We start from the raw sequence: 18,825 nt of genomic DNA, 5'->3' as shown, positions 1-18,825 counted from the left end.
GGAAAATAATTGGGATAGATGAAGGACTTGCAAAGCGTAGTGAGCCAATGCGATGTATCGAATGTCATGGTCGCTTGAAACCAATGTCAAAGTACAAGACTGGGACACGGGCTCACTTCGAACATGCAATAGCTCATGAGGGCTGCTCTACAAAGGAGAAGACTTTCTCTGGAGTTAGGTCGCGCCATCCGGATTCACTTTCCTAGGAAGACATAGTTCAACAGGAGTAACACCATGGCCACCACCCCCACCCTCCCCACCGAAGTCACCGCTATCCCCGCCCTCCCCGCAGGCGGCTCCTTCCTCATCACCTCGCCCACCCCCGCCTCCTGCTTCTTCCCGGAAGACTTCACCTCCGAGCACCAGCAAATCGCCGAAGTCACCGCAGACTTTGCCCTCAACGAGATCCTCCCCCACTCTGAAGCCATCGAGCACAAGGACTTCTCCATCACCCGCGATCTCATCAAAAAAGCCGCCGAGCTGGGCCTCACCTCCACCGACATCCCCGAAGAGTACGGCGGCCTCGAGATGGACAAAGCCACCTCCGCCATCATCGCCGACCACATCGCCAAGCAGGGCAGCTTCTCCGTCGCCATCTCTGCCCACACCGGCATCGGCACCCTGCCGCTCGTCTGGTACGGCACCCACGAGCAGAAGACAAAATATCTGACGAAGATCGCCGACGGCACCATCGTAGCCGCCTACGCCCTCTCAGAAAGCACCAGCGGCTCAGACGCCGTCAACGCCCGCACCCGCGCCGTCCTGTCAGAAGACGGCCAGCACTACATCCTCAACGGTGAAAAGATGTGGATCACCAACGGCGGCTTCGCAGACCTCTACACTGTCTTCGCCAAATGCCTGATCCCCAGCGGCAAAGGCGCGGGCGAAGAAAAACTCACCGCCTTCCTCATCGAGCGCGGCACCCCCGGCTTCACCAACGGCCCGGAAGAACACAAGCTAGGCATCCGCGGCTCATCAACCACCCCGCTCATCCTCAACGACTGCAAGATCCCCGCCGCCAACCTCCTCGGAGAGGTCGGCAAGGGTCACCACATCGCCTTCAACATCCTCAACGTAGGCCGTTACAAGCTCGGCAACGCTGCTGTAGGCGCGGCCCGCCACACCCTAGGCAACGCCATCCGCTACGCCAGAGACCGCAAGGCCTTCGGCAAGTCGATCTCGGAGTTCGGCCTCATCCAGGAAAAACTCGCAGACATGGCCGTAGGCATCTACGTCGGTGAAGCCCTCTGTTACCGCACCGTAGGCCTCATCGATCAGGCCCTCGCCCAGACCGAAAAGTCAGACACCCCCGCCATCCAGCGCGCCATCGAGTCCTACGCAGTCGAGTGCAGCATCGTCAAAGTCTGGGCCTCTGAGATGCTCGATTTCGTCGTAGACGAAACCGTCCAGATCTTCGCCGGCTATGGCTACGTCGAGGAGTTCCCAGCCGAGCGCGCCTACCGCGACGCCCGCATCAACCGCATCTTTGAAGGCACCAACGAGATCAACCGCCTCATCATCACCGGCCGCCTCATGAAGGCCGCCCTCGCCGGCCAACTCCCCCTCCTGCCCGCCATCAAGGCCCTCATGGACGAGGTCCTCGCCGGCCCCATCGAAAAGGAAGACCGCGAAGGCCCCCTCGCAGCCGAGTGCGACCTCCTGGCCGCCGCCAAAAAACTCACCCTCTTCATCGCCGGGACCGCCAGCCAGCGTTACATGCAGAAACTAGTGGACGAGCAGGAGGTCATGGCCGCCATCGCCGACATGATCATCCAGGTCTTCGCCATGGAGTCCGCCATCCTCCGCACAGAAAAGCTCCTGGCCAACTCAGGCAAGGGAACCGACACCGCCGTCACCATCACCCGCATCTACGCCGCCAAAGCCATGGATATCCTGGAGTCCCAGGCCCGCAAGGTCATCGCCGCAGCAGCCGAAGGCGACATGGCCCGCACCCAGTTCACCATCCTCCGCCGCCTCGTCAAGCACGACCCAGCCGACACCATCTCCCTCCGCCGCTCCCTCGCCCAGCACATCATCGCAGCAGGTAAATACACCCTCTAACCAGAGTCCGGTGTTGAAACGGCGGGACACTTCACTCGACCGCGTCTTGAAAGGGCGGGACTTAAGTCCCGCCGTTCATGGATCACCACAAAAACCGGCTTTAGCCGCTGAGGGAATGCCTGAGCGCCACACCAACCCCCACCGGCACCGCCCAATTCCCGATGCAACATGAAAAGACCTCATCGCCCTCGCATATGAGGTCTTTTCTATTGCCTTTCACCCCCCTCAATGCGACCATTCCCATAATCATGAAATCCAAAGTAACCAGGTCTCTCCGCAGGCTCGTATCAACTTCTTTCGCCGCTTCGGCGCTTGTTGCACTCTTTTCTGCCGCCATCCCCGCCTCCGCCCAGCAATCCGGCGACACCCGCGTTACCCTCGCCACCCGCACCGCCGCGTCTTTGGCCGCCGCCACCGACGCTGGCCCGTTGCCCGCCGCGCAGCGCCTCTCGCTGACCCTCACGCTCGCACCATCAGCCGACCGCACCGCTGCCCTCCAGCAATACCTCGCAGATCTCACCACCCCAAACTCCGGCAGCTACCATAAGTGGCTCACCCCCCAGCAGTTCGCAGCCTCCTACGGCGCATCCTCAGACCAGCTCGCCACCGCCACCACCTGGGCCCAGTCCCAAGGCCTCTCGGTTGACGCAGTCTCCCCATCGAACCTCCGCCTCACCGTCTCCGGTACCACCACCCAACTCCAGAGCGCCTTCGCCGTCAGCCTCCACGCCTACACGGTCGCCGGAGCCCAGTACTTCGCCTCGACAACTCTCCCGTCTCTGCCCGCCTCCACCGCGTCCGTCATCGCCGCCGTAGACGGCATGGACAATCTCCCCGCGAACAGCGCCCTCATCCTCAATACCGCACCCGCGACCCTCTCCTCCATCGCCTCCGTCGTTGACGCCAACACGACCCCCATCCTCACCCTCACCTCCGCCCTCTGCACCGCCAACCTCTCCACCGGCCAGCTCGCCGAGTACACGACTCTTCTCCGCCAGGCCTCCGCACAGGGAATCACCACCATCTCCAGCCGTGATTGCCCCTCCGGCAGCTTCCCCGCCGCCCTTTCTGAAGTAACCGCAGTCTCCGCACCCGGTGCCGTAGCCGATACCACCGCACCCATCGCCGCACGTCCCTCCTGGCAGAACGCCCCCGGCCTTCCCGCAGACTCTCTCCGCTACGCGCCGGATCTCACCTCAGCCAGCCTGACCTCCTTCGCCCAGACCATCGCCGCCCTCCAGCAGAAATCCGGCAGCCGTCTCGGCAACATCAACCAGACCCTCTACGCGCTCCTCCCGACCCCCGGCCTCTACACCCAGCCAGACGCCGCAAAGGACACTTGGGAGCCTGCCACCGGTCTCGGCCTCATAGACCTCCAGAAGCTCGCCCAGGCATTCCCCCTCGGCACCGCCGGCGTCACGCTCAACTACTACAGCTCCAACGGCGCACCCATCCACGGCCAGACCTTCACCCTCACCACCACGCTCATCTCCTCCACTGGCGGAGCAACCCCCACCGGCAGCATCACCTACGCAGCCAACTCGGCTGTCTTCACCTCCGCCACCGTCAACCTGGACGGCAACGCCACCGCGACCTCCGCACCCTACCAGCTTCCCGGCGGAACCTACGCCATCACCGCCACCTACTCCGGCGACGCCAACTACGCGGCAAACTCCGCCACCATCAACCTCACCGTCTCGCCGGAAGCCGCCGCATACACCATCACCTCGCCCGCCACAGCCACCCTCGGCGACACCATCACCACCACCGTCACCCTCAAATCCAACTCCGGCTTCGGAACCCCCGTCGCCACCGCCACCATAACGCCCTTCGGCCTCACCAACGTCAACCCGGTGAACGTCGGCATCAACGGCTCCAACGGCACGGCCACCGGCTCCACGACCTTCACCCTGAACGCAGCCGGAACCATCACCTTCAAGGTCAACTGCTTCCCATCCGACCAGAACTTCACCTGCGACGGCACCCAGCAGACTACCACCCAGGTCGCTCACGTCACCCCCGTCGTCACCCTTACTCTCAACCCATCCGTTCTCACCACCGGTACGCCCACCACGCTGAACGCAGTCGTCGCCACCACCGGAGGTATTGCCCCCACGGGCAACGTCCAGTTCTTTGACAATGGCACTCAACTCGGCACCGGCAACGCCCCCAACGCCACCCTCCCTAACATCACCCTGGCCCCCGGCACAGTCCACTCGCTCTACGCCACCTACGTCGGTGACGACAACTACAACCTCGCCAACTCCAACACCGTCACCCCCACCGTCTCCTCCGTAGCCACGACCACCAACGTCACCGTCAATCCCACCGCCCCCGTCTTCGGACAGGCCCTCATGCTCAACGTTACCGTCGTCCCCACCGCGGTCATTAACGGCACCCAGCCCACCGGCACCCTGACCATCGCCGGAGCAGGAACCACCTTCACCGCCCCGGTCACCGGCGGAACAGCCACCGTGAAACTCCCGGCTCTCCCCATCGGCAACTACACCGTAACCACCGCTTACGGCGGCGACACCGTCTACGCGGCAAGCACCGGCAACCCCGTCACCTTCACCGTCGGCGCGACCGTCGGCGCACTCATGACCGATCTCCAGCCTCCCAGCTTCACCACCAACAGCACATCCACCCTCACGGTCACGGTCACCCTTCCCAACAACGGCCAGCTTCCCGCAGGCAGCACCTTCCAGGCCAGCATCCTCACCATCGGCAGCGCCGTCTCCACCGGCATCTTCACCATCAACAACGGCGGCAACACCGGCACCGGCCAGGTCATCATCCCCGCGCCCATCGCCGGAAGCTATACCCTTCAGATCACCTGCCCCAACAACGCCTCCTTCACCTGCACCGCGGCAAACATCGCCATCACGAGCACCTCCACCTCCGGCCCCGCGCCCAGCAAAGGTCTCGCCACCACCACTACCCTCGCCGCGGTCCCCAACCCGCCGGTAGCCGGCCAGAGCGTAGCCCTCACCGCCACCGTCCAGGCTCCCACCCTCGGCAGCACAGCCATCAGCGGCACCGTCACCTTCTACGACGGCCTCACCCCCCTCAGCGGCGCGGTCATCGTCACGGTCGCCAACAACATCGCCACGGCCACCACCAACGCCACCCTCAGCACCTCTCCCAACCACACCCTCACCGCCATCTATAGCGGCGACACCGTCTACGCCACCAGCACCTCCAACGGCATCGTCCTCGGCACCGGCTCAGGCACCACCTCCACCGCCGCCATCACCCTCAAGTCCAACGTAACCACCGGCACCGCCGGCCTCGACGTCGTCCTCACCGCCAGCGTCACCGGCCTCACCACCGCCGGCGCGAGTCCCACCGGCACCGTCACCTTCTACCTCGCCGGCACCACCCCCACCGCCCTCGGCACGGCCACCCTCACCGCCTCAGGTGCAGGCGTGGCCATCGCCACGTACTCCTCCACCAACTTCCCCGTAGGCAACTCCACCGTCTACGCCGTCTATAACGGCGACGGCAACTTCGCCTCCGTCACCTCCAACAACATCACCATAGGCCTCACCGACTACTCCGTCACCTTCGTCAGCCCCACCACCCTCACCCTCACCCAGGGCCAGTCCGGCACCGTCTCCCTCCTCCTTACAGATATCGGCGGCTACACGGGCACCGTAGCCTTCGGCTGCATGCCGCCCGTAGGCACCGGCATCACCTGCTCCTTCAACCCCACCACCCTCACCACCGGCGGCAGCACCACCACCCTGACGGTCACCACCACCGCACCCATCCGGGCCGCCAACACCACCCCCGGCATCTTCGCCCGTAACCTCGCCGGCACCGCAAGCCTCGCCGCTCTCCTCTGCCTGCTGCTTCCCGGCCGCAAGCGCCGCCGTCTCCCCACCGTCCTGCTCGTCCTCCTGGCCCTCGGCATCACCGCCAACCTGGGCTGCGGCAACGGCGTAGCAGCCACCAACGGAGCCAACGGCGGCACCCCCTTCGGCACCTCCATCCTCACCATCAACACCGCAGGCTCAGACGGCACCAATACCATCCACCACAACTACACCTACCAGGTCACCGTCCAGTAGCACTCCAGCAAGCCCAAAGCAAAGCGGCGAGCCCCAAAGGGACTCGCCGCTTTCTTTTGCCCTCACCCAACTAGCAAGCCAGCCCCATAAAGTACTCCTGCGCACTGAACCGCTCCCCCTTCGCCTCAGCCCGCACATACTCCCCACTCGCCAGCAGCATCCGAGCCTTCACGTTATCCCGCAAATAAGCCCCCAAAATCTCCTCCCGCAGCCGCTTCGCAAGCGCAGGCTCAGTCACCGGAAACACCACCTCACACCGCTCATACAGGTTCCTCGGCATCCAGTCCGCACTCCCGCAGTAAACCTCCGCCTTCCCCCCATTCGCAAACTCAAAGATCCTGCTGTGTTCTAGATACTGCCCCACAATCGACCGTACCTTGATCCGCTCGCTCATCCCCTTAACCCCGGGCCGCAGCGAGCACATCCCGCGCACGATCAACTCCACCTCCACCCCAGCCTCAGAGGCCGCATAAAGCGCCTCCACCGTCTTCCCATCCAGCAGCCCATTCATCTTCGCCACAATCCGCGCGGGTCTCCCCGCCTTGGCATGATCCGCCTCCCGCCCAATCAGCCGAATCAAGTCCGTTGATAACGTCAGTGGGGCCACGAGCAGCGGTTGATACGCATCCGCCTCAGCCTCCGACTCGGCTGTCAGGTAGTTGAACACCTTCTGCACTGCCACCGTCATCTCCGGCTTCGAGGTCTGCAAACTAATATCCGTATAGAACCGAGCCGTCACCGGGTTATAGTTCCCGGTCCCCAGGTGCGCATACCGCCTCACATGCCCATCCGCATCCCGTCTCACCAGCAGCGCCAGCTTGCAATGCGTCTTCAGCCCAAAGATCCCGTGGAACACCCCAACCCCAGCATCCTCCAGCTCCCGCGCCCACCGTATGTTCGAGTCCTCATCGAACCGCGCCATCAGCTCCACCACCACCGTCACATCCTTGCTCTGCGCCGCCTCAATCAGCGCCCGGAAGATCGGTGAGTCCTTACTCGTCCGATACAAGGTCTGCTTCATCGAGATCACTCTCTCATCCCTCGCACCCGCTCCAATAAACTCTTCCACCGTCCTGTAGCTGTCGAACGGATGATGCAGCATCACATCCTTCTCCCGCAGTTCCGCAAACAGGTCCTCATTCTTGCCGCTCAACTTGTACTGCTTCCCACTGAACGCCGGATACTTCAGCCCCGGCAGCTTCGCCTCGCTGTACAGATTCATCAGCCGAGAAAGGTTCACCGGCCCATCCGTCTTGAACACCTGCTGCTCGTCCAGCTCAAAGTTCGTCCGCAGCCCATCGACGATCTCCTCCGCGGCTGACGTCTCAATCTCCAGCCTCACCGCGTCGCCCTTGCGCCGGTTATGCAGCTCCGCCCGCACGCTCTCCAGCACACTCCGCGACTCCTCCTCCTGCATATAAAGATTGCTGTTCCTCGTCACCCGGAACGCCGCCTTTCCCAGCACCTCATACCCCCGGAACATCTTCTCCACCTGGGATTCGATCAGCTCATGCAGAAAGATAAAATCCTGCCGCCCCTCCGGCGAAGGCAGACAAACCAGCCTCGGCAAACTCCTCGGCACCGTCACCACGCCCAGCACCTTACCCGGCCTCAACCCTGCCGGCCCCCTGCGTTTATGTCGCAGCAGCAGCGCGATACACAACGCTTTATTCAGCACCCTTGGAAATGGATGGCTAGGATCGATCGTCACCGGCGTCAGCAGAGGATCGACCTCATCTTCATAGAACTTCAACGCGTGAGTCCTCGCCTCGGGCGATAGCTTCCCCCACCGCAGCACATGAACCCCAGCCGCCTTCAACGAAGGCAGCAACTGCTCGTTCCAGCACCTGTACTGCGCCGCCACAAACGCAGCCATCTGCCCGCTCACCCGAGCCAGCCGCTCCTCCTGCGTCAGCCCACCCTCATCCGCACCCTGTGTCAATCCCAGCCCATCTTCAATCCGCTGTAGCACACCCGCCACCCGGATCTCCACAAACTCGTCCAGATTGCTGGCCGTAATCGCCAGAAACTTCACCCGTTCCAGCAGCGGATTCTTCTCGTCCTGCGCCTCTTCCAGCACCCGCTGATTGAACCGCAGCCAGCTCTCATCCCGATTGAAGTACCGGCTCTCTACCGGCGTCTCGGCAGCCTTCTTCCCAGCGCGCTTAGCACCACCCTTACCTGCGGAGATCTGTTTCGCCGCACTCTTCACGGCTCTTTTAGCCGCCGCAGAGCTTTTCGGAGCAAGATCCACTCCGTCCTCCTCCGAGCCTGCCAGCGCTGCTTCCGTTGCCATATTCGTGGGTGTCATCTCGACCGGCGCAAGCTCCTGCGCCGCATCCGGCTCGTGTGATTGCTGAGACTTAGTTCGTTTGCTGGTCATGTCGGTTACCCAAGCCTACCCAACCCATGTGAACACAGCGAAAAATCCCACATCAAACTTACTCGCGATCCTCTCATCTGCCCTCAGGCAATGACGCAGTCTCGCGAGCTTCCCCATGGGAAGTTTCCAAAAACAACAACGGCATGCGCTCTACTTCGTAGCGTTTTTCTTAGCCGCGACCTTTTTTGCTGCGACCTTCTTGACGACAGCTGGGACCGACTTTTTGATTGCCGTCTTCTTGGCCGACACTTTCGCCGAGCCTGAAGACGGGGTGCCATTGAGGAAGGCTGCGTAGTTGAGGTCGCTGCCGGAGGCAACGCCTTGCTGGGCTTTGGCGATGGCCAGCCTGGCCATCTTGTCGACGATCCACTCAAAGTTATCCGGGCCTACCGAGTGGTAGTCGGCGTCGGGGGCGGGGTTCATGAAGTCGATGGCGTAGGGGATGCCGTCTTCCACCGCGAACTCGACCGTGTTGAGGTCGTAGCCAAGGGCGCGGCAGAGGGTAAGGGCGTCCTTCTCCACGCGGGCGAGCAGCTTGGGGTCGTACTCGGGTGGGTCCATAACGTAGCGCTCGGCGTTCGGACGGCTGGGATCGTAGGGCATGATCTTGACGTCGTTGCGGCCGACGACGTAGCACCGGAAGTACTCCTTGAATTTGACGGCGGCCTGGAGCGTCATGCAGAGGTCGCGGCTCTGGTCGTATGCGTGAAAGAACTCGTCCGGGTTGTGAACATGCCAGACGTCCTTCCAGCCGCCGCCGTCGTGCGGCTTGAGGAAGGCAGGAAAGCCGATGTACTCGAAGATGCCGGGCCAGTCGAGAGGGAACTCCAGGTTGCGGACGGACTGCTGGTTGATATCGGGTGGATAGTGCTTGTGGGGGAGCAGCACGGTCTTCGGCACGGCGACGCCGAGCTTGGCGGCGAGAGCGTAGTTGAAGAACTTGTCGTCGGCCGACCACCAGAAGGGATTGTTGATGATGTGGGTGCCGTGGAGCGCGGCGTTCTTCAGGTAGCCGCGATAGAAGGGCATGTCGTGGGAGATGCGGTCGACGATGACCGCGTAGGGGCTGGGCTCGTCCATCTTGACGCCGCCCACCTGCACGAACTCGGCGGAGATGTCGTCCACCTGCATGGAGTTGATTCGTTCCACGAGAGCACCGGGAAAGGTGTTCTCCATACCGAACAGCACGCCGATCTTCTTCATTGCGACTCCTTGATAGCTCAGATGCAAAGGCAACAGCAAAAGCCAATACGGGGATTCTTCGCTTCGCTCAGAATGACGATATTCGTGGGAGGTTACAAATACGTTTGGATCATCTTGTGCCAATAGGGCCAGTCGTGGCCGGTGTCATCGCCCCAGACATCAAGGCGGACGGGGATGCCGCGCGAGCGCATGACGTGGGCGAGCTTGACGTTGAAGTCCCAGCACTGATCATGCACGCCGGTGGCGAGGACGTAGCTGCTCCCGCGATAGCGATCGAGGAACCAGGCGTCGCTCATGTTGGCGAGGTACTGCAGCGGCTGGTTGAAGTAGACGTTCTGGTCGTGATAACCGCCCAGGAAGCCTGAAAGATCGAAGGCGCCGGACATGGAGAGGAAGGCGGTGAAGATGTCGGGGTGCTTCATGGCGACGTTGACGGCGTGGAAGCCGCCAAAGCTGCAGCCAATCGAGGCGATCTGACGGTTCCAGTTCTTGTTGCGGAGGAAGGGAACGACCTCATGGACGATGTAGTTGTCGTACTGGACGTGGCGTGCGATGCGCCAGTCAGGGCCGACGGACTTGTTGTACCAGGACTCTGCATCGACGGAATCGACGCAGTAGAGCTGGACCTCTCCGTTGTTGATCTTGTGCTCGATGGCGGCGACCATGCCGCGATCTTCAAACTCGTAGAAGCGGCCCTGCGAGGTAGGAAATACGATGGCGGGGAGTCCGGCATGACCGTAGACGGTCAGTTCCATATCGCGGCCCAGGCTGGGAGAGTGCCATTTGTGATATTCCCTGTGCAAACCTACCGCCTTTGTGAGTTTGTATGACCCTGCTAGTCTGAACATCGTACTGTACGGAGCCTGGTTTCTGAAGATATCGCCGAATAATCGCATGTTGGACCGCACCCTCGGACCCCTTTTCCGGATGAGGATCGGGGAGCCGCAGACTGGAGTTCAGACTGCAGTTCAGGCCGAGCCTGCGAGCCTGGTGCGGATGGAGACTGAGCCGGAGGATCGGATCGAGCGGCTGGAGCTGTTTGAGCTGCACTCTGCCGTGCTGCCTGAGCCTGAGACTCGGTGCGTGTGCGTCTATCTACCGGAGTGCTATGAGAGTGAGCCGGAGCGGCACTTTCCGGTCTTCTACCTTCATGACGGGCAGAACCTGATCGATGGGCGCACGTCGTACATCCCCGGCCGCACCTGGCGCGTGGGCGAGACGGCAGACCGCATGATCGCCGAAGGGCTGGTCGAGCCGGTAATCCTGGTCGGCGTGGCGAATACCGGACTGCGGCGCATGGCGGAGTACACGCCGACGAAGGATTTCAGGATGGGCGGCGGGGACGGAAAGCTTTACGGGCGGCTGCTGGTGGAGGAGTTGAAACCGCACATCGATCATGAGTTTCGGACGCTGCGCGGGGCGGTTCACACGGGGTTGGGGGGATCGTCGCTGGGCGGCTTGATCTCGCTTTACCTCGGGTTGGGACATCCGGAGACGTTTGGGCAGCTGGCGGTGATGAGCCCTTCCATCTGGTGGGATCACCGGTCGCTGCTGCAGTTTGTGAAGCAGGCGAGGCCAAGGCCGGAGACGAAGATCTGGCTGGATATCGGCACGGGCGAGGGCATGAGGCATGTGCGGGACACGGAGCTGCTGGAGCGTCTGCTGATCCAGCAGGGCTGGCGGCCCGGGGAGGATCTACAGACGCTGATTGTGCCGGATGCAGTACATGATGAGGATGCGTGGGCGGCGCGGTTCGATCAGGTGCTGCGCTTTCTGTTTCCGGCGCGGTGAGGGATAGCCTAAACGCTGTCTTTCTGCGATACTTGTGAGATTGGGTTGTGTTCTATCCTGCACGCTGTACGGAGTGTGGCTTTACCTCCTGCGACTGTCAGCCTGGATGCTTCGCCCAAACTTCAGTAATTCGAGAGGTTTTCCTGTGTTGATGATTCGTCTGGCGCGCGTAGGCGCAACCAAGCAGCCCCACTACCGCGTTGTTGTCATTGAGAAAGATCGCGCCCGCAACGGCCGTTCGGTTGAAGTTGTCGGCACGTATAACCCCCGCACGAATCCTGCGACGGTTCTGTTGAAGCGCGACCGGATCGACTACTGGACCAAAAACGGCGCACAGTTGTCCGACCGCGTCGGCAAGCTGCTTGCGGCCGCTCCGGTTGCTGTTGAGCCTGCTGCTGTCTAAAAGTAATCATCGGGCATCGTCGGTAACCTGCCGGCGATGCCTAAAGATGTGACCTGATATATCAGTTGCGTCATTGAATTCGCCTCCCGTCCGATACACTTGATCCAGAACCGTATTTTCAAGTACGGTTTCTTGGCTTCCAAGTAGTTGAGTTCAAAGACCTCTGCTTGCGGGGCCAATCGCTTTTATTCGATCCACTAATGTACTCCAGCGTACAGTTCTGCATCAGACAGAATACCGGCCGGAGGACAGATCGATGAAGTCGAGACTCCTACGAGGTATATGGAATGGCGGAAGTTGCGGGACATACGGATAGGGAAACCCTTATCCGTTCGATGAGTGAGTTGGTCGCTGGAATGGCGAAAGCCCTGGTCGACTCACCGGAAGGCGTCTCAGTCAAGGTTGAAACCGACGGAGACTCAACTGTACTGGTCCTGCGCGTTGCAGCAAGCGACCTGGGTAAGGTCATAGGAAAACAAGGGCGAACAGCCCGGTCGATGCGAACGATTCTGGGCGCGGCCAGCATGAAGGCTCACCATCGCTTTGCACTCGATATTCAACAGGTAGACCAGCTAGAGCCGCCAACCTCAGAGAAATAATGGGACTTTTGGCAATCACCAACCGGCTTGCTCGTCTTGCGTATGCTTGAAGTATGACTGGGCAAAACGAATTGGAAGAACGGTCCTGGACCGTGCTGGCACATCTTCTGCGTCCTCAAGGGCGTAGGGGAGAGGTGCTGGCTGAACTGCTTACGGATTTTCCGGAACGCTTTGAAGACTCCCTGGCGGTTTCGCTGGCCAAACCTGGCTTTAGCGGAACGGCAGGGGAGGCGCGTGCCGCGACTGTCACCGGCTTCTGGCTGCCTGTCGGCAAGAACCAGGGGCGCGTCGTACTCTCACTTGCAGGAATCGACTCGATCAACCTGGCAGAGACCCTCAACGGCCTTGACGTGCTGATCCCGCGGTCTGACCGCATGGAACTGGAAGAGGGTGCGGAGTACATCGACGATCTGGTGGGCTGCACGGTGTACGACGGCGACGTTGAGATTGGCGTGGTGGAGTCCGTAGACTTTCCAACAACACCCGATGGCGGCCGCCGGCTGGACGATGCGGCTCCCTTGCTCTCCGTGATCACTGCGAATGAGGATGAAGTTCTGATCCCCTACGTTCAGCAGTTTCTGGTCTCGCTGGACGTGGATGCGAAGCGGATCGAGATGAAGCTTCCCGAGGGGCTGATCGAGCTGAACCTGACCGAGCCAAAGAGTGGCGAGCAGAGCTGATGCGCTTCGATTTGGTCAGCATCTTTCCCAAGTTCTTTGACGGGCCGTTTGAGTACGGTGTGGTCGCGCGTGCTGCGAAGACCGGACTGGTGCAGGTACGGACCCACGATCTGCGCGAGTTCACGCATGACCGGCACAGGACCGTGGACGACCGGCCATTCGGAGGCGGGGAAGGCATGGTGCTGAAGCCGGAGCCGCTGTTCGATTGCCTGGCCGGCATGGGGCTTTCAGAGAAGAAGGACAGGGCCGCAGCGCGGGAGACGGTAGTGCTGCTCTCCGCGCAGGGCAAGCCGTTCACGCAGGCGATGGCGGTTGAACTCGCCGGGCTGGAGCGAGTGGTGTTTGTCTGCGGGCGCTATGAGGGTGTCGACGAGCGCATCAACGAGCTGCTGTGCGATCGCGAGATCTCGATTGGAGACTATGTCCTCTCCGGCGGCGAGCTGGCGGCGGCGGTGATCCTGGATGCGGTAGTGCGGCTGCTGCCGGGAGTGCTCGGGAATCCAGACTCGGCCAAGTTCGAGAGCTTTGGCGTGGAGGATGCGGGGCCGGGTTACGTGGCAGGTGAGGTGCCTCCTTCAACGCATGGTGCCGGCGGTCTGCTGGACTATCCGCACTACACCCGTCCTGCGGAGTTCCGCGGAATCGGCGTGCCGGAGGTGCTGCTGGAGGGCGATCATGTAAAGATCCGGCGCTGGCGGCGGGAGCGTGCGCTTGAGAAGACGTGGCGGAACCGGCCGGAACTCCTGAAGTCTGCGACGTTGACAAAGGAAGACCGGCGGTGCTTATCCGACCTCGAGCGAACAAAGATGGAAGAGTAGCGGTGGAAAACTCTATGGAAATCTGAAGTTTTGATATACACTAAAAGCTCGAGTTCAGAACAGGAAAGTTGTTATGTCAATCCATCCCATCATGCAGAAACTGGCCGCCAAATTTGAGCGGACCGACCTCCCCAAGTTTGCTCCCGGCGATACCGTCCGCGTGCAGGTCAAGATCAAAGAAGGCGAAAAGGAACGGCTCCAGGCGTTTGAGGGTATGGTTATCGCCTACCGTCGCGGACCCCAGGGCACCTTTACCGTCCGCAAGATGAGCTTCGGCCAGGGCGTCGAGCGCATCTTCCCCTTCAACTCCAAGGTTGTCGATAAGGTTGAGAAGGTACGTTCGTACCAGGTTCGCCGTTCGAAGCTGTTCTACCTGCGCGGTCTGCGTGGGAAGGCTGCTCGTCTGCGCGAGGTCGAGCGCGCCAAGTAGTCTCAATCCTTCATCTGGATTCAGAGCCGCAGCCTTCGGGTTGCGGCTTTCTGTTTGTGGAATGGTTGATGGGTGTCGCAACGTTATAAACTCAGGTCACCATGATTCGATTCGGAACCCCGGCGGCCAAGCAGCAGATGCTCAAGCAGTTGGTGTGCTCTGACGCGCCGGAGCAGGCGCTGCGCTATCGCGGTGCGCGCTCGATTGCGGGTGTGGATGAGGTTGGACGTGGTGCGTTGTTTGGCCCGGTGGTGGCGGCTGCGGTGATCCTGCCCGCGGGGCTGGCGTCGCTGGCGAAGGCTGGCTTGACCGACTCCAAGCAGCTGACGCGGGAGGAACGCGAAAGCCTGGACAAGCGGATCAGGCGCATGGCGATCGCCGTCTCGGTGGCAGAGATCGATGCGGAGACGATCGACCGCGTGAACATCTATCAGGCGACGAGGCTTGCCATGCTGCAGGCAGTCGAGGGGCTGGCGATTGCGCCGGATCATCTGCTGATCGACGCGATGGTCGTTTCGCATCCCTGTCCGCAGACGAAGTTGTTTTACGGCGATGCGCTCTCGCTCTCCATCGCAGCCGCATCCGTGGTGGCCAAGGTTCACCGCGATGGGCTGATGCGGGAGCTTGATCTGGTGCATCCGCAGTATGGCCTCGCCTCGCACAAGGGTTATGCCACGCCGGAACACAGGCGTGCGCTGCTGGAGCATGGCGCATGTGCCTTGCACCGGCACTCGTTCGCGCCGGTCAGGGCGCTGAAGAGCCGGGAAGAGGCGCTTGAGGCTGAGATGGACGCGGGCGAGGTTCTGTTTGACGACGGCGATCTTGGGGGGGCTGTTTGGGTCTGAAGCTGATGTGCATTGTGGCCCACCCGGATGATGAATGCTTTGCCTTTGGCGGTGCGCTGGCGCTGGCGGCGCAGCAGGGGATTGAGACCTACGTGATCTGCCTCACGGATGGGCAGGCTGCGACGAATCGTGGCGATTCCTGCTCCAGTGAAGACCTGGGACGGATGCGGCGGGAGGAGTTCGCCGCGTCATGCCGCGTGCTCGGGGTCTCGCGGTACGAGCTGCTCGACTACCAGGACGCCCAGCTTGAGTTTGCGGACTTCTCAAAGGCTGCCGGGCGGCTAGTGGCCAAGGTGCGCGAGTACAAGCCGGACGTGATGGTCACCTTCGGCCTGGATGGCGGGTTGAACACGCATCCGGATCATACGATGGTGGCTTCGTTGACCTCGGCTGCTTTTCACTGGGCGGGCCTTGAGAAACGCTATAAGGGCCTTGGGCCGGTACACCTGGCAAAGCGCCTCTACATGCTGTCCACCGACTTCTTCATGGATGGCCGGCCAGAGCCCGCGCCATTGCCCTGGACCGTGAAGCTGGACGTGCGTGCGGCGATGGAGCAAAGGCAGGAGGCCTTCCGTCAGCACGCCTCGCAGGCGCCGCTGATGGAGCGGACCAGGGCGATGTTCGAAGAGCATGGCGCGTTTGAGTACTACACACTGGTAGCTGAACGCGGGTGTGCGGCGGCTACGGCGGGCGAGAGCTTGTTTGCGGGGCTTGAGGGTTAGAGGCCTGCGGCTTTCTGAGCTTCCTTGCTGATGCGCTGCTTCGTTTTGGGCAGGTCCGCCCAGACATCTTTCTTGAGCCGTCCACCCCACTCCGGGAAGGTTGCGACGCGGAAGACGGGGCGCTCGGGCTCGTCCAACTCAGACCATGCGAGAGGCACAGCAACGCCCGCACCCTTGCGTGCGCGGGGTGAATAAGGGGCGACAGCGGTAGCCCCACGTTCGTTGCGAAGGTAGTCGAGATAGATCTTGCCGGCGCGGGCCGACTTGGTCATCTTGGTCAGATAAAGCTTGGGATCGGCACGCTCCATCAGGTTCACGAAGCCGTGGCACCACTGCTTGATCTGCGGCCATTCCAGCTCCGGCTCGATGGGGATGACGACGTGCAGACCCTTGCCGCCGGTGGTCTTGACCCAGGACTCCAGGCCCAGGTCCTTGAGGCGCTTGCGTACGTCGAGAGCGGCACCAGTCAGAACCTCCCAGGGAAGCAACTCGTCTGGATCGAGGTCGATGGTAAGCTGGTCGGCGCGTTCGAGGTCATCGTTGCAGGAGCCCCACGGGTGAACCTCGAGGCAGCCCATCTGGGCGAGCCCTGCCAGGGCCTCACGCGTGTCGAGCGTGATGTAAGGCTCGGGTGTGCCGGTCTTCTTGTCCGGCACGTCAATCGAACCGATGCCGGGCGGCAGCATGTGGTTCGTGTGCTTCTGGAAGAAGCAGGGCTTCTCGGACCCCTCAGGACATCGGACGAGCGAGAGTGGCCGATTGGCGATGTGGGGCAGCATGCGCTCGGACACGGCCCAGTAGAAGTCGGCAAGCTGCTGCTTGGTGAGGTGAGTTTCGTTGTCCACGACCTTATCCGGATGCGTGAGGCGGACAGGAGCCTTCTCCATCGTAGGAGCAGCGATGAGTTTGGCGGCTACGCGAGGCTTGGTGGTATGTGAGGCGGCGGTTGGCTGGGTTGCTGACTTGGCGGACTTCGGTGTCGGAGCTGCGGTCTCGCGCCGAACCTCGGACGCTGGCTTGTCTTCGCGGATGCCAAGGAAGGCTGCCTGGCGGAGCTGATCGTCCGCGGTCCAGGTGGCGAAGCGGACCTGCACCACCATGGAGGGACGGGTCCAGATCGCGCCGCGGCGAGCATCGGCGGAAGGGTTATTGAAGGGGGAGGATGCGGCCTCGATGGGCTCGAGACGTTTACGGATGATGACGCTACCCTTTTGCGTGAAGCCGGTGCCGGTGCGGCCGGCGTAGATGAACCGTGCCTTGTCATCGTAGTACCCGAGTAGCAGCGCACCAATACCGGAGCCACCCTTTGAAGGCAGCGTGTAGCCGCCGACGACAAACTCCTGCTCATGGAGACACTTCGATTTGAGCCAGTTCCCATTGCGGCCTTCGGTGTAGGGTGCGGTAGCCTTCTTGGAGACGATACCCTCGGCATGGAGCTCGCAGGCTTTGTGAAACATCTCCTCACCGCTGGTTTCGAGGTGCTCACTGAACTGAAGGGTGGATCGGTCGGCGGTGGTGAGGACTTCGGCAAGGAGCTTCTTGCGCTCCAGCAGCGACAGGCCGCGCGGATTGTGCCCGTTCAGGTGGAGAAGGTCGAAGCAGAAGTAGGTGAGGGGATTCTTCGCACCTTCCTGAAACGAGGCCTGCAGGTCCGCGAAGTTGGTGGTGCCGTTTTCCGCGACCACGACAACCTCTCCATCCAGGGTGACTGCGTCATAGGGCAGGCGCGCCACCTCAGCGGCCACGGCCTTCACACGGTCAGTCCAGTCCAGCCCACTGCGGGTGAGCATCTGGACCTTCTTGCCGTCCTTGCGGGCCTGCATGCGGTAGCCGTCGAGCTTCAGTTCATGCAGCCAGCCGTCTGCTGAGGGAGGCGTCTGGGTCTCCTGCGCCAACTGCGGCTTGAGAAAGGTAGGTTGATGCTCTTCGGGCAGAGAGCCGAGGTCCAGAGCGGCAGTCTTCACCGGTTTATCTGCCTCAACGTCGTTTCGATACCAGGCCTGCCCAGGCTTGGCGGTCTCCTTCGAGTTCCAGACGTGATCTTCGTTCTTTGCAATCTCTTCAAGGGTTCGGCCGGTGATGACGCTCTTGGGCTCGGAGTCGGTGATGGCCTCGTCATCCGGGCCGCGCTCAAAGTCGTCGTGTTCCTTGATGAGGAGCCAGTTCGGTTTCTTCTCCGTCGCAGCGTGACCGCCCATGCGGATCAGCGCCCACTTTCCCTTCATCTTGGTGCCATGCATGATGAACTTCAGGTTGCCGTCGCGCAGGCCGGCGTCGACGTCCGTGTGGCCGGGCTGCGGCTCCCAGGTCCCCTGGTCCCACAGCATGACGGTGCCGCCACCGTACTGGCCTGCAGGGATGATGCCCTCAAAGCCACCGTACTCGATGGGGTGATCTTCAACCTGCACGGCCAGGCGCTTGTCCTTGACGTTATAGCTGGGTCCCTTGGCGCAGGCCCAGGACTTCAGCACACCATTCCAGCCAAGACGAAAGTCATAGTGCAGGTGGGACGCGGCGTGCTTCTGGATGCAGAACGGGAGAGATTCGCGGGTGATCTCCTGCGCCTTCCCGGAGGGCTCGGCAGTGACGTCAAAGTCGCGCATGGAGCGATAACGCGCAAGCTGCTCATCGACTGCGTCGGACGGCGACGCCTTGCTCTTGACGGCTTTCTTTGCGCTCTTCTTCGCGACGGACTTCTTTGCGGCTATCTTTTTGGTGGCTGTCTTCTTTGCTGCGGGCATGGGTGAAATCCTTGTGGGTCTCACCTGGGTTTGACGCAGAAAATTACCACCATGGCTAATTTGATTTAGCTCGTAT

14 protein-coding genes are annotated in these 18,825 nt (G+C 61.7%); 10 read left to right on the top strand and 4 right to left on the bottom strand.

Annotation, left to right across the window (positions count from 1 at the left end; translation table 11 throughout):
* Positions 1 to 234 precede the first annotated feature (234 nt).
* On the top strand, positions 235 to 2,061 hold the full coding sequence (locus tag ACIX9_RS10685) for an acyl-CoA dehydrogenase family protein (RefSeq protein ID WP_013580501.1): 1,827 nt from the start codon (positions 235 to 237) through the stop codon (positions 2,059 to 2,061).
* Between the two features lie 248 nt (positions 2,062 to 2,309).
* The gene (locus tag ACIX9_RS27375; RefSeq protein WP_198152082.1) at positions 2,310 to 6,134 is read left to right on the top strand and encodes an Ig-like domain repeat protein; all 3,825 of its coding nucleotides are present in this window, start codon (positions 2,310 to 2,312) and stop codon (positions 6,132 to 6,134) included.
* A gap of 70 nt (positions 6,135 to 6,204) precedes the next feature.
* Here the strand turns inward: ACIX9_RS27375 and ppk1 are convergent, their stop codons facing one another.
* From ppk1 to ACIX9_RS10665, 3 genes are all read right to left on the bottom strand, one after another.
* A complete protein-coding gene (ppk1, locus tag ACIX9_RS10675) occupies positions 6,205 to 8,517 on the bottom strand; it encodes a polyphosphate kinase 1 (RefSeq protein ID WP_013580499.1) in 2,313 nt (770 codons plus the stop codon).
* Between the two features lie 150 nt (positions 8,518 to 8,667).
* Positions 8,668 to 9,720 carry an ATP-grasp domain-containing protein gene (locus ACIX9_RS10670; RefSeq protein ID WP_013580498.1) on the bottom strand — a complete coding sequence of 351 codons (1,053 nt, stop codon included), beginning with the start codon at positions 9,718 to 9,720 and terminating at the stop codon, positions 8,668 to 8,670.
* Positions 9,721 to 9,812: 92 nt separating this feature from the next.
* Positions 9,813 to 10,568 carry an esterase family protein gene (locus ACIX9_RS10665; RefSeq protein WP_332308602.1) on the bottom strand — a complete coding sequence of 252 codons (756 nt, stop codon included), beginning with the start codon at positions 10,566 to 10,568 and terminating at the stop codon, positions 9,813 to 9,815.
* Between the two features lie 79 nt (positions 10,569 to 10,647).
* On the opposite strand from ACIX9_RS10665, the gene ACIX9_RS10660 reads away from it, so the two are divergent.
* The 8 genes from ACIX9_RS10660 (at position 10,648) to ACIX9_RS10620 (ending at position 16,008) form a co-directional block, all read left to right on the top strand.
* On the top strand, positions 10,648 to 11,511 hold the full coding sequence (locus ACIX9_RS10660) for an alpha/beta hydrolase (RefSeq protein WP_232298690.1): 864 nt from the start codon (positions 10,648 to 10,650) through the stop codon (positions 11,509 to 11,511).
* A gap of 151 nt (positions 11,512 to 11,662) precedes the next feature.
* A complete protein-coding gene (gene rpsP, locus ACIX9_RS10655) occupies positions 11,663 to 11,914 on the top strand; it encodes a 30S ribosomal protein S16 (protein WP_013580495.1) in 252 nt (83 codons plus the stop codon).
* A gap of 287 nt (positions 11,915 to 12,201) precedes the next feature.
* Positions 12,202 to 12,513 (top strand): KH domain-containing protein, encoded by a 312-nt coding sequence (locus ACIX9_RS10645; RefSeq protein WP_013580494.1) that lies wholly within the window; start codon positions 12,202 to 12,204, stop codon positions 12,511 to 12,513.
* A 53-nt stretch (positions 12,514 to 12,566) separates the two neighbouring features.
* Positions 12,567 to 13,193 (top strand): ribosome maturation factor RimM, encoded by a 627-nt coding sequence (rimM, locus tag ACIX9_RS10640; protein WP_157477481.1) that lies wholly within the window; start codon positions 12,567 to 12,569, stop codon positions 13,191 to 13,193.
* Positions 13,193 to 14,011, top strand: a complete 819-nt coding sequence (gene trmD / locus ACIX9_RS10635) for a tRNA (guanosine(37)-N1)-methyltransferase TrmD (RefSeq protein WP_013580492.1) — start codon at positions 13,193 to 13,195, stop codon at positions 14,009 to 14,011. Before rimM ends, trmD begins: the two co-directional genes overlap by 1 nt.
* A 73-nt stretch (positions 14,012 to 14,084) precedes the next feature.
* Positions 14,085 to 14,441: a 50S ribosomal protein L19 gene (rplS, locus tag ACIX9_RS10630; protein WP_013580491.1), complete on the top strand. Its 357-nt coding sequence runs from the start codon at positions 14,085 to 14,087 to the stop codon at positions 14,439 to 14,441.
* Positions 14,442 to 14,542: 101 nt separating this feature from the next.
* Positions 14,543 to 15,286: a ribonuclease HII gene (locus ACIX9_RS10625; protein WP_013580490.1), complete on the top strand. Its 744-nt coding sequence runs from the start codon at positions 14,543 to 14,545 to the stop codon at positions 15,284 to 15,286.
* A complete protein-coding gene (locus ACIX9_RS10620) occupies positions 15,277 to 16,008 on the top strand; it encodes a PIG-L deacetylase family protein (protein WP_157477479.1) in 732 nt (243 codons plus the stop codon). The genes ACIX9_RS10625 and ACIX9_RS10620 overlap by 10 nt, the downstream gene beginning before the upstream one ends.
* On the opposite strand, the gene ligD is transcribed toward ACIX9_RS10620, so the two are convergent.
* Entirely contained in the window at positions 16,005 to 18,749 is a 2,745-nt protein-coding gene (gene ligD / locus ACIX9_RS10615; RefSeq protein WP_013580488.1) for a DNA ligase D, read from the bottom strand. The genes ACIX9_RS10620 and ligD overlap by 4 nt on opposite strands.
* Positions 18,750 to 18,825 lie beyond the last annotated feature (76 nt).

Origin of the sequence: Granulicella tundricola MP5ACTX9 (genome assembly GCF_000178975.2) — a bacterium.
Lineage (GTDB): Bacteria > Acidobacteriota > Terriglobia > Terriglobales > Acidobacteriaceae > Edaphobacter > Edaphobacter tundricola.
This window is presented reverse-complemented; position numbering and strand designations above follow the sequence as displayed.